General features: G+C 71.5%; 12 protein-coding genes. 1 reads left to right on the top strand and 11 read right to left on the bottom strand.

Annotated elements, in window-relative coordinates; genetic code table 11:
* Nucleotides 1–111: 111 nt before the first annotated feature.
* The 10 genes from tatC to ACZ6TD_RS36930 form a co-directional block, all read right to left on the bottom strand.
* Nucleotides 112–1,083 carry a twin-arginine translocase subunit TatC gene (tatC, locus tag ACZ6TD_RS36975; RefSeq protein WP_470006668.1) on the bottom strand — a complete coding sequence of 324 codons (972 nt, stop codon included), beginning with the start codon at nucleotides 1,081–1,083 and terminating at the stop codon, nucleotides 112–114.
* Between the two features lie 62 nt (nucleotides 1,084–1,145).
* Entirely contained in the window at nucleotides 1,146–1,433 is a 288-nt protein-coding gene (gene tatA / locus ACZ6TD_RS36970; protein WP_037956547.1) for a Sec-independent protein translocase subunit TatA, read from the bottom strand.
* Nucleotides 1,434–1,682: 249 nt separating this feature from the next.
* Complete coding sequence (locus ACZ6TD_RS36965; protein WP_471345080.1) at nucleotides 1,683–1,886, bottom strand: hypothetical protein; 204 nt, start codon at nucleotides 1,884–1,886, stop codon at nucleotides 1,683–1,685.
* A gap of 10 nt (nucleotides 1,887–1,896) precedes the next feature.
* Nucleotides 1,897–2,160: a hypothetical protein gene (locus ACZ6TD_RS36960; protein ID WP_471345079.1), complete on the bottom strand. Its 264-nt coding sequence runs from the start codon at nucleotides 2,158–2,160 to the stop codon at nucleotides 1,897–1,899.
* Complete coding sequence (locus tag ACZ6TD_RS36955) at nucleotides 2,153–3,112, bottom strand: helix-turn-helix transcriptional regulator (RefSeq protein ID WP_471345077.1); 960 nt, start codon at nucleotides 3,110–3,112, stop codon at nucleotides 2,153–2,155. The genes ACZ6TD_RS36960 and ACZ6TD_RS36955 overlap by 8 nt, the downstream gene beginning before the upstream one ends.
* A 20-nt stretch (nucleotides 3,113–3,132) precedes the next feature.
* Nucleotides 3,133–4,098, bottom strand: coding sequence for a helix-turn-helix transcriptional regulator (locus ACZ6TD_RS36950; protein ID WP_470006660.1), 966 nt, complete (start codon nucleotides 4,096–4,098; stop codon nucleotides 3,133–3,135).
* 114 nt (nucleotides 4,099–4,212) lie between these two features.
* Nucleotides 4,213–4,587, bottom strand: a complete 375-nt coding sequence (locus ACZ6TD_RS36945; protein ID WP_198271711.1) for an FKBP-type peptidyl-prolyl cis-trans isomerase — start codon at nucleotides 4,585–4,587, stop codon at nucleotides 4,213–4,215.
* Nucleotides 4,588–4,626: 39 nt separating this feature from the next.
* The gene (locus tag ACZ6TD_RS36940; protein ID WP_471345075.1) at nucleotides 4,627–5,622 is read right to left on the bottom strand and encodes an FKBP-type peptidyl-prolyl cis-trans isomerase; all 996 of its coding nucleotides are present in this window, start codon (nucleotides 5,620–5,622) and stop codon (nucleotides 4,627–4,629) included.
* Nucleotides 5,623–5,734: 112 nt separating this feature from the next.
* The gene (pafA, locus tag ACZ6TD_RS36935; protein ID WP_037956452.1) at nucleotides 5,735–7,096 is read right to left on the bottom strand and encodes a Pup--protein ligase; all 1,362 of its coding nucleotides are present in this window, start codon (nucleotides 7,094–7,096) and stop codon (nucleotides 5,735–5,737) included.
* A 9-nt stretch (nucleotides 7,097–7,105) separates the two neighbouring features.
* On the bottom strand, nucleotides 7,106–8,389 hold the full coding sequence (locus ACZ6TD_RS36930; protein ID WP_471345073.1) for an MFS transporter: 1,284 nt from the start codon (nucleotides 8,387–8,389) through the stop codon (nucleotides 7,106–7,108).
* A gap of 419 nt (nucleotides 8,390–8,808) precedes the next feature.
* On the opposite strand from ACZ6TD_RS36930, the gene ACZ6TD_RS36925 reads away from it, so the two are divergent.
* Nucleotides 8,809–9,789: a LacI family DNA-binding transcriptional regulator gene (locus tag ACZ6TD_RS36925; protein ID WP_471358380.1), complete on the top strand. Its 981-nt coding sequence runs from the start codon at nucleotides 8,809–8,811 to the stop codon at nucleotides 9,787–9,789.
* A 181-nt stretch (nucleotides 9,790–9,970) separates the two neighbouring features.
* Here ACZ6TD_RS36925 and prcA read toward each other — a convergent pair whose 3' ends face one another.
* Nucleotides 9,971–10,738, bottom strand: coding sequence for a proteasome subunit alpha (gene prcA, locus ACZ6TD_RS36920; RefSeq protein WP_471345071.1), 768 nt, complete (start codon nucleotides 10,736–10,738; stop codon nucleotides 9,971–9,973).
* Between the last annotated feature and the right edge of the window lie 4 nt (nucleotides 10,739–10,742).

Genomic DNA, 10,742 nt, shown 5'->3' with positions numbered 1-10,742 from the left:
CGTGCCGCTCGCCGAGCCGCCCACCGGGCCGCCCGATGGGCGGCCGCAGGCGGGCGGGTATGACCGGGTACTCGGATATGACCGGATACGGCAGCGTACGGTCGGGTACGGCTACGTGACGTCGTCGTAGCCGTTGCGCCGTGCGGGGCCGGAGTCGTCCCCGTCGGTGAGCTCCGGCACGGCGCTGGGCGCGGCCACGGCCTCGGGGGTCAGGTCCAGCTGGGACGCCTCGTCGTCGCTCAGGCCGAAGTCCGGGTCGGCGGCCCTGCGGCGCGCCTTGCGCCGGTCGTTGACCAGGGCGACGCCGACGGCGCCGAAATAGAGCACGACGACCGGCCCGGCCAGGGCGAACATGCCGATCGGGTCGGTGCTGGGAGTGGCGATGGCGCCGAAGACCGTGATGCCCATGATCATGGCGCGCCACCAGCCGAGCATCCGGCGTCCGCTGAGGATGCCGGTGAAGTTCAGCAGGATCAGCAGCAGCGGAAGCTCGAAGGCGAGCCCGAAGACGACGACCATCCGGGCGAGCAGATCGAGGAAGTCGTCCAGTGGGAGGAGGTTGTTGGCCCCCTCCGGGGTGAAGCCGATGAGGACCTTGGCGCTGGTCGGAAGGATCAGGTACGCGAAGTACGCGCCGCCGACGAAGAGCGGTACGCCGAGCCCGACGAAGAACAGGCCGTACTTCTTCTCGTTGCGGTGCAGTCCGGGCGCGAGGAAGGCCCACAGCTGGTAGAGCCAGACCGGAGTGGCCACCACCAGACCGGTCGTGAAGGAGACCTTCAGCATGATCGTGAACGGCGACAGCAGACCGTTCACGGTGAAGTAGGCGCAGTCGTGGCCCTTGCCCCCCTCGCCTCCCTTGCCCGTGAGGTCGGAGAACGAGACCCCGCCACAGCCGACGGCGTCCAGGACCGGCCGCATCAGGAACTTCGCGATGTCCATGTAGTAGAACATCGCGATGATCGTGACCACACAGATCGCCAGGACCGATTTGAGCAGCCGGTTGCGCAGCTCACGCAGGTGCTCGGAGAGGGGCATCCGCCCCTCGGGGTCCTTCTCCTTTTTGCGGGCAGACTTGAGCAACCCACGTCCTCATCTCGTGCGTCCGGTGGCGGCCCTTCGCGCCGCCTTCAAGTGGCCCTGGGTCAGCGCTTGGTGGTGTCGCTCGGCTCCGACACCGGGCGCGAGCTGGTCACGTCTCCGGGCGCGGCCTGGATGGTGCGGTGAGTGGCGTCGTCCTGACCGGGGTGGGGCGGGTCGGCCGGCGCGCTCTGCTGCTGACCGTCCGACTTCATGGCCTTCGCCTCGCTCTTGAGGATCCGGGCCGACTTGCCCAGCGAGCGCGCCATGTCCGGAAGCTTCTTGGCGCCGAACAGCAGCAGCACGACGACAAGGATGAGGAGAATCTCGGGAACGCCGATCTTTCCGAACAGCATAAGCGTCTACCTTCTCACCGAGGCGGCTGGGGGTGGGGCTGCCCGACCGGTCGGACAGGTGTCCGGCAGCCGTGCTGTCAGCGATCGTAGCGCGCGGGGGTAAACCGTAAGCAATCCCCGTGCGGACTCCGGGTTGCGGCCCTCCGCCTCGTTTCCAGGGCCACGAAATGTCAGCGTACCCCGCTTGGCTGTGGGGCAGCAGGGTGCCCATCAGCGGCGACCCTCACCGCCGACGCGGCGCGGCCCTCACTGCCGACGCAGCGCGTCGACGGTCGACCCCAGCGGAGCCGAGGCCCGCTCCAGGTCCTCCGCGGCCCGGGTGATCCGCTGCGAGCTGTCCGACACCTGCCGGGCCAGCCTGCGGACCTCCGCGTAGACCCGCGCCGAGAGCACGGCGAGGACGGCGATTCCGCAGAAGGCGAGGGCGAGGGCGAGCATCGGCCAGAGCATGCGGCAGAGCCTAGACGGTGGAGTGCAGCCGCAGCGTACGCACCCCGCCACCGGTGAGCAGTTCCACGATCCGCTCCCCTGCCGGTTTGCGCACCGCGGTCCCGCAGTCGGGGCAGGTGAAGGAGTAGAAGGTGGTGCGGTCGCTGGCCCCGATGGCCAGCCGCAGGGCGCCCGCGGCCAGCTCGAACCGGCCGCGGCACTCCGGACAGGCTGCCTTGAAGACCACCGACGTGGCACTCCCCCGTGCGGTCACTGTGCGCGTCCCTTCACTCACCGTACGCCGCGAGCGCCTGCCGCGCCGCGTCCCGAGCGCTGTCCGCCAGCTCCTGCGGCGAGACGATCCTGCCGTCCCGGCCCAGCCGCAGCGCCAGGCGCCGCAGCGAGCCGGGGTCGGGCGCGCGCAGCGTGATCCGGAGGCCGCCGTCGGGCAGCTCGTCCGCGCTGTCGTGCGGGTAGTACTCGGCGACCCAGCGCCCGCCGGGGCCGACCTCGACGACCACCTCGGGGTCCTCGGCACCGGTCTGCACCAGCGCGGAGGACAGCTCCGACAGGTCGCGCAGCTCGATCGGGGGCGGATCGGACGCGTCGTCCAGCAGCTTGATCTCGACGACCCGGTCCAGCCGGAAGGTCCGCCGCGCCTCGGAGAGGCGGCACCACGCCTCCATGTAGGTGCGGCCGACGGCGAAGAGCCGGATCGGGTCGACCTCGCGCTCGGTGATCTCGTCACGCGCGGGTGAGTAGTAGCGCAGCCACAGCCTGCGGCGCTCGGAGATGGCGCGGTCGACGTCGGCGAAGACCCCGCCCTCCGATTCGAAGATCACCGAGAGCCGGGAGCTGGCGCCCGCCGCCTCGCCCGCCGCGGCCTCCAGCTTGGCGGTGGCCCGCAGCAGCGCGTCCCGGTCGCCCTCGCGCAGCCCGGAGAGGGTGGCGACGGCGCGGGCGGCGACCAGCAGCGCGGTGGCCTCGTCGGCGGCCAGCCGCAGCGGCTCGGCCACGTCATCGGGGTTGTGCCACCAGATCCGCTCTCCGTCGGTGTCGATGTCCATCAGATCGCCGCCGCGGAAGCTGGTGCCGCACAGCGGCAGCACATCCAGGTCGGCGATCAGCTCGTCCTCGCTGATGCCGAAGGCCCGGGCGACGTCGGCGACGCGGGCGCCGGGGCGCTCGCGCAGATACGTCACCAGGGAAAGCATCCGCCGGGTCTGGTCAATGGCGTTTCCGGCCATGGTGAAGTCGATCCGTCCCCTCAGCCCTTGGCGACCGCGCGCAGCCGGTCCACGACATCCGCCCGCAGTTCCTCGGGCGCCAGTACGACCACGTCCGGGCCGAACTCCACGAGCCAGGCGTCCAGGCCGTGCCCGTAGGGAATCTCCAGCTCGTCCCAGCCGTCGTCGGCCGCCCGGGTGGACAGCGCCTTCGCCCGCAGCGGATAGCCGTGGCCCGAGCGCAGCCGGATCCGCGCGGTGCCGTTGGCGGTCTCGCCCGCCCAGCTCTCCACGGTCTCCCGGACGGTGACGTGGTCGGGCACCTCGGCGGTGAACGCGCCGGACCGCAGCCGGACCCGGCCGGTGATCCGGGAGAGCCGGAAGACCCGCTCGGCGGCGCGCTCACGGTCCCATCCGGCGAGATACCAGTGGCCGCGCCAGCACTCCAGGGTCCAGGGCTCGACCTGCCGCTGCTCGGGGCGCGCGGCGTTCGCCTTGCGGTAGTCGAAGACGACGGGGCGGCGGTCGCGGCAGGCGAGCATCAGCGGCTCGAAGGCGCTCTCATGGACCGGGATGCGCGGCTCCAGCGCGCTGTGCCCGGGCGTGTCGTACGGGTCCTCGGCGACCGGCATGCCGGCGGCGCGCAGCTTCTGCAGGGCACCGCTGGCGGCGCCCGCGAGCCGGGCCTGCTGCCAGACCTTGGCGGCGAGGCCGAGGGCGGCGGCTTCCTCGGCGTCGAGGGTGATCGGCGGAAGGCGATTGCTGTCCCGGCGGGCGAGATAGCCGATCTCGCCGTCGAGGCCCTCCACCGTCTCGATGATCAGGCCGAGTTCCCGCAGATCGTCCTTGTCGCGTTCGAACATGCGGTTGAACGCTTCGTCGTTGGCCGTGTCGGTCTGGAGGTACGCCTCTATGGAGCCCCGCAACTCCCGTTTGGTCAGCGGACGCCGCGTTCCCAGCAGGCACAGGGCCAGGTTCATCAGCCGCTCGGCCTTGGCAATCGCCATCGACGCCCTTTCCTCGTGACCTTAACGACGTGACGGTACCGCTACGGGGGCGCACGGTAAAAGCCGAGGGCCCCTGCTCACCGGCAGGAGCCCTCGGCGCGACGGACGGCCGTCTCAGACGGAGACCAGGTCGCAGACGAAGATCAGCGTCTCGCCCGGCTTGATCCGGCCACCACCGGCGCCCCGGTCGCCGTAGCCGAGGTGCGGCGGGATGATGAGCTGGCGGCGGCCGCCGACCTTCATCCCCTGCAGACCCTGGTCCCAGCCGGAGATGACCTGGCCCACGCCGAGCTGGATCCGCAGCGGGGTGCCGCGGTTGTAGCTCGCGTCGAACTCCTCACCCGTGCTGAAGGAGACGCCCACATAGTGCACGGCGATGTTGTCGCCGGCCTTGGCCGCGGGCCCGTCGCCCTCCCAGATGTCCTTGATCTCCAGCTCGGCCGGCGGCTCGCCGCCCGGGAAGTCGACCTCGGGCTTCTCGATGCTCACGAAATTGCTCCTTGTGACGTGGTGGGCAACCCGCACAGGCTACAGAACCGCCAGGATGTCCACGGAGAACACCAGCGTGGAGTTGGCGGGGATGCCCTTCTGGGCCGCCTTGCCGTAGCCCAGGTCCGGGGGCACGACGATCAGCACCCGGCTGCCCACCTTCTTCCCGGTCAGCCCCTGCGACCAGCCCTTGACGACCTGCTGGAGCGAGAACTGGGCGAGTTCGCCGCGCTTGTAGGTGGAGTCGAACTCCTTGCCGCCGTCCCACAGCACGCCCTTGTACTGGACGAGCAGCGCGTCGGTCTTCTTGACCTCCTTGCCGTCACCCTCGATGACGTAACTGGAGACCAGCTTCTTCGGCGCGGACTTCTTGGGGACGGTGATGCTGGGCGCCTTGCCGTCGGTGTTGGCGGACACCTTGGGCAGGTCGGCGTCGGTCTGCTCCACCTTTTTGCCCTTGGCCGAGCTCTTGGCGTTGTAGGCGCCGACCAGGTCGATGACGAAGACCAGCGTGTCGGTGCCCTTGATACCGGCCTGCGGCTGGCCCTGCTTGCCGTAGGCGTACGCGGGCGGGACGGCCAGCTCCAGCCGGCTGCCGAGGTTGCGGCCGAGCAGTCCCTGGTCCCAGCCCGGGAGGACCTGGCCCTTGCCGATGGGGAAGGCGGCGGTCTTCTTCTTGTCGAAGGTGTTGTCGATGACCTTCCCGGTGTCCCAGATCTGCGCCAGGTAGTTGATCTGGAGCCAGTCGCCCTTGACCGTCTTCCTGCCGTCGCCCTGGCTGATCGTCTTGACCGCGAGATCCTTCGGCGGCTTCCCCGTGCCCTTGGCGACCTTCGGTTTCTCACCGAACTTCTTACCCGCGGTAATGGGCGGCACCGGTCCGGAGACGATCTTGCCACTGGGGGCCGGTGAGGGACTCTGGTTCGTCGGCTCCTGGGACGGCTTGGTCTTGTCTGACCCTGACTTTTCGTCACCGCAGCCCGCGAGTGTCAGCAGGCCCGCGGGCACGGCAAGGAGTACGGAGCGTCGACGCACGGAGTCCTCGTTAGGTAGATCTTCAATGGCCAATGCGCGCCACTCTACGACGTGACTCGGGCCCCGTACGCAGAACGCACGGGGCCCGAGGAGAAGGTAAGCCGTACGCCGGTCACATACCGGCGATCAGCTTCTCCACCCGGTCGTCGACCGAGCGGAACGGGTCCTTGCACAGCACGGTGCGCTGCGCCTGGTCATTGAGCTTCAGATGCACCCAGTCGACGGTGAAATCGCGGCGCTGCTCCTGGGCCCGGCGGATGAAGTCGCCGCGCAGCCGGGCGCGGGTGGTCTGCGGTGGCACCGACTTGCCCTCGAAGATTTTCAAGTCGTTGCAGACCCGGGCCGCCTGGCCGCGCCTCTCCAGCAGGTAGTAGAGGCCGCGGCGGCGGTGGATGTCGTGGTAGGCGAGGTCTATCTGGGCGATGCGGGGATGCGACATGGTGATGTTGTTCTTCGCCCGGTACTGCTCGATGAGCTGGTACTTCATCACCCAGTCGATTTCGGTGCCGATCCGGTCGAGCTCCTCGGTGCGGATCGCGTCCAGCGTGCGCCCCCACAGCTCGAGGACGCGCTCGACCATGCCGGTGCGGATGCCCCGGCGCTCGCAGAAGTCGACGGCCTTCTCGTAGTACTCCTGCTGCACCTCCAGGGCGGACGCCTCGCGCCCGCTGGCGAGCCGCACCTTGCGCTGCCCGGTGATGTCGTGGCTGACCTCGCGGATCGCCCGGATGGGGTTCTCCAGGGTCAGGTCGCGCATGACCGTGCCCGCCTCGATCATGCGGAGCACCAGGTCGGTGGCGCCGACCTTGAGCAGCATGGTGGTCTCGGACATGTTGGAGTCGCCCACGATGACGTGCAGCCGACGGTAGCGCTCGGCGTCGGCGTGGGGTTCGTCGCGGGTGTTGATGATCGGCCGGGAGCGGGTCGTGGCGGAGCTGACGCCCTCCCAGATGTGCTCGGCGCGCTGGCTGACGCAGTAGACCGCGCCGCGGGGGGTCTGGAGGACCTTGCCCGCGCCGCACAACAGCTGCCGCGTCACCAGGAACGGGATGAGAATGTCGGCGAGCCGGGAGAACTCCCCGTGCCGTGCCACCAGATAGTTCTCGTGGCAGCCGTAGGAGTTGCCCGCGGAGTCGGTGTTGTTCTTGAAGAGATAGACGTCGCCCGCGATTCCCTCCTCGTGCAGGCGGCGCTCCGCGTCCACGAGCAGACCCTCGAGAATGCGCTCGCCCGCTTTGTCGTGCGTGACCAGCTCGGTCACGTTGTCACACTCGGGTGTCGCGTATTCCGGGTGTGAGCCCACGTCGAGATAGAGGCGGGCGCCGTTGCGCAGGAAGACATTGCTGCTGCGGCCCCAGGAGACGACACGGCGGAAGAGGTACCGCGCCACTTCGTCAGGAGACAACCGGCGCTGTCCCCTGAATGTGCACGTGACGCCGTACTCGTTCTCCAGCCCGAAAATGCGGCGGTCCATGCCTGAACATTACGCCTGATGGCGTGCTCTGAAACCGGGTTCGGCGGCATGGTTGCGATCATTTTCCGCACGAGGTTCATCCGGTGTTCGGTGCGCGGTCGGCTGGACGACGGGGCGTGGCCCGTCCAGGAGGGGCCGCTGGGCCGCCAGCAGCACCGCCAGCGCGGCCGCGCCACCGGCCGCCGGCACCGCGAATCCGGGGACCACCCCGCCGAGCTGGACCGCGGGCCCGGCCACGGCGGTGCCGGCCGCGTTGCCCACCACGAAGGTGGTCACCAGCCAGGAGAACGCCTCGGTGACCGTGCCGGACGGCGCATGGCGGTCCACCACGACGAAGGCGCAGGCCAGCGCCGGGGCGAGGAACACGCCCGCCACCCCGGCGAGGACGGTCATCGGGACGACGCCCGGCACCAGTATCAGCGGCAGATAGCCCAGCGCCAGCGCGGCCACGAGCAGCCGCAGCCGCCGTTCGGGCGCGCCGGGCCAGGTGCGGCCGCCGTAGACGATGCCGCCGACCAGCGCGCCCACGCCGAGGGCGGAGAGCAGCGCGCTGGAGACCACGCCGCCGCCGTGCTCGTCGGCGTACGCCACCGCGGCCACCGCGATGGCGCCGAGGGCGAGCCCGATGAAGAAGAACGAGCCGAGCAGCACCAGCAGCCCGGGTGAGCGCAGCGCGCCCAGCCAGTGCGCCTCGCGCGGCGCGGAGCGCCACTGCCGCGAGGGCCGCGAGACCACGACGGAGAGCGCGCCCGCGACCCCGACGGCGTTGATGCCCAGCAGCGCGGCCGCCTCGGACCACACGGCCACGGACAGGGTGACCAGCAGCGGGCCGACGGCGAACATCACCTCCTGGGCCACGGCGTCCAGCGCGTACGCGGCGTGCACCTGGTCCTCGCGCCGCAGCACCGTGGGCCACAGCGCCCGCAGCCCGCCCTCCAGCGGCGGGGTGAACAGCCCGGCGATCAGCATCGCCGCGTACGCCACGGGCAGCGGCTCGAGCCCGACGACGGCGAACAGGACCATCCCGAGCGCGGAGGCCACGGCGGCGGGGAGCATCACCCGGGGCTGGCCGAGGCGGTCCACGGCCCGGCCCAGCAGCGGCTGGCCCACCGCGTTGGCCGCGCCGTAGACGGCCGACAGCGCCCCGGCGAGGGCGTAGCTGCCGCCCTCGGCACGGGCGAAGAGCAGCACGGCGAGGGCGGCGGTGGCGTTCGGAAGCCGTCCCAGCAGCGTGCCGGTGAGCAGCCGTGCCGCGTGCGGAGTGCGCAGCAGTTCCCCGTAGCCAGCCGCCATTGCCTGCCCCTTCCCGCGGGTTTGGTGGGTTACCGCGAGCGCGTCGCGGGTCGTGAAGGACGTTGTACGTATAACGTCCAGCGTCATACGTACCATGGCCGCCACCGCGGGTCCACTCGCGGGCCGGAATGAGCAGCCGTCGGTGAGCCGTACGGCGACCGAGGGGAGCGGAGGCGATGGTGGCGAGCGCGGACCGCGCCCACGCGGCGGGCGGGGCCGCCGGGGAAGATTCCCGGGGAACCGGCCGGACGCGTGAGTCCGCGCGGCGCGGGGGCCCGGGCGGCGGCGGGGCGGCTCCGGGCGGTGGCGGGGCGGCTCCGGGCGGTGGCGGGGCGGCTCCGGGCGGTGGCGGGGCGGCTCCGGGCGGTGGCGGGGCGGCCGCGGGACGCCCGGCGGCGGGGCGGGCGACGAGCCGGGACGTGGCGCGCGCGGCGGGCGTGTCCCAGGCGACCGTGTCCCTGGTGCTCGGGGAGAAGTGGCCCGGACGGGTCTCCGAGCGCACCGTGGAGACCGTGCGCGCCGCCGCGCGGGATCTGGGCTACCGCCCCAATCTCGCGGCCCGCAGCCTCCGCCTGGGGCGCACCAGGACCGTGCTGCTGGTGGTGCCCGCCCTCACGAACGAGTTCTTCGCCCGCGTCTACACCGGCGCCGAGCGGGTCGCCGCCGACCACGGCTTCGGTGTGGTGCTCTATCCGTCCCCCGAGGGCGTGGGCCCGGCCCGGGACCCGTTCGACTCGGCGCGCGCCTCGCTGGACGGGGTGATCGCCTCCTCCATGGCGGCCGACGCGCTGGTCGCGGTGCGCGGCGGCGGACTGCCGCTGGTGATGCTCGACAGCGACCCGGACGACGCGGCCGCGGCGGCCACGGTCAACCTGGACATCGCGGACGGGGCGCGGCAGGTGGCCGGGCATCTGCTGGGGCTCGGGCACCGCCGGGTGGCCCATCTCGCGGCGGCGGTGGACTCCTGGACCTTCCGGGTCCGCGCCCGGGCCCTGGCGGAGGCGGTGGGCGGGGTCCCGGGCACCGCGCTGAGCGCCGAACCGGCGAGGCTGACCGTCGAGGAGGGCCGCCGGGCCGCCGAGCGCGTCCTGGCCCGCCCAGGGCCCCGGCCGACCGCGCTCGTCTGCGACGACGACATCCTGGCCGCGGGCGCCTGCAAGGCGGCCCGGCGACTGGGGCTGCGGATCCCGGACGACATCTCGGTGACCGGCTTCGACGATCTGGCCCTGGCCACGGCGGTGGAGCCGGAGCTCACCACGGTCCGGCTCCCGGCGGAGGCGGTGGGCGCGGCCGGTATGCGGGCCCTGATGACGCTCCTGGACGGCGAGAGGCCCCAGGACACCGTGCTGCCGGTCGAGCTGGTCCCCAGGGGCTCCACGGCTCCTCCCCCGCGCTGCTGACCGGGCTCGGAGCCACCGCGCGGCTCCGAGCCGGCTCGCAGGCGGGCCGTCGCCACGGTCGGCGCGGGGGACGGGCCGTCGCCACGGTCGCCCGCGGGCCCCGACAGCCCCATGAACGCCCACCGCCGCCCCGGTGGGCCGGGGCGGCGGTGGGCGTTGAGACGAAACGGCGGCGGGTGGGTCAGTCCTCGGACTCCGAGGAGGACTCCTCCGAGGACTCGGCCGGCGCCTCCGCGTCGGCCCCGCCCTCTCCGGGCTCCAGGAGCCGGGAGAGCTGGCGGCCCAGGACGCGCTTGAACTTGCGCTTCTGGGGGCGGGTGCGGTCCAGGACCGCGACCTCGAGCTGCTCGGCGGTGAGGCTGCGCTCCCCGCCGTTGTTGTCGCGGGAGAGCGAGTCGACGGCCAGCTTGAGGGCCTCGGCCAGGGTCATGCCGTCCCGGTGGCGCTGGTCGAGATAGCTGCTGATCTGGTCGGCGTTGCCACCGACGGCGACCGAGCCGTGCTCGTCCACGATGGAGCCGTCGTGCGGCAGCCGGTAGATCTGGTCGTCCTCGGGGCCCTCCCCGACCTCGGCGACGATCAGCTCGACCTCGTACGGCTTCTCGGCGGCGCTGGAGAAGATCGTGCCCAGCGTCTGGGCGTAGACATTCGCCAGCCCGCGGGCCGTGACATCCTCGCGGTCATAGGTGTAGCCACGCAGATCGGCGTAACGGACACCGCCGATGCGCAGATTCTCGAATTCGTTGTACTTACCGACCGCCGCGAAGGCGATCCGGTCATAGATCTCGCTGACCTTGTGCAGCGCGCGGGACGGGTTCTCCGCAACGAAGACGATGCCGTCGGCGTACTGCAGCACGACCACGCTGCGGCCGCGTGCGATGCCCTTACGGGCGTATTCCGCGCGGTCGGCCATGGCCTGCTGAGGAGAAACATAGAACGGCGTCGTCACCGGC

It is taken from the genome of Streptomyces yongxingensis (genome assembly GCF_055597465.1).
This window is presented reverse-complemented; position numbering and strand designations above follow the sequence as displayed.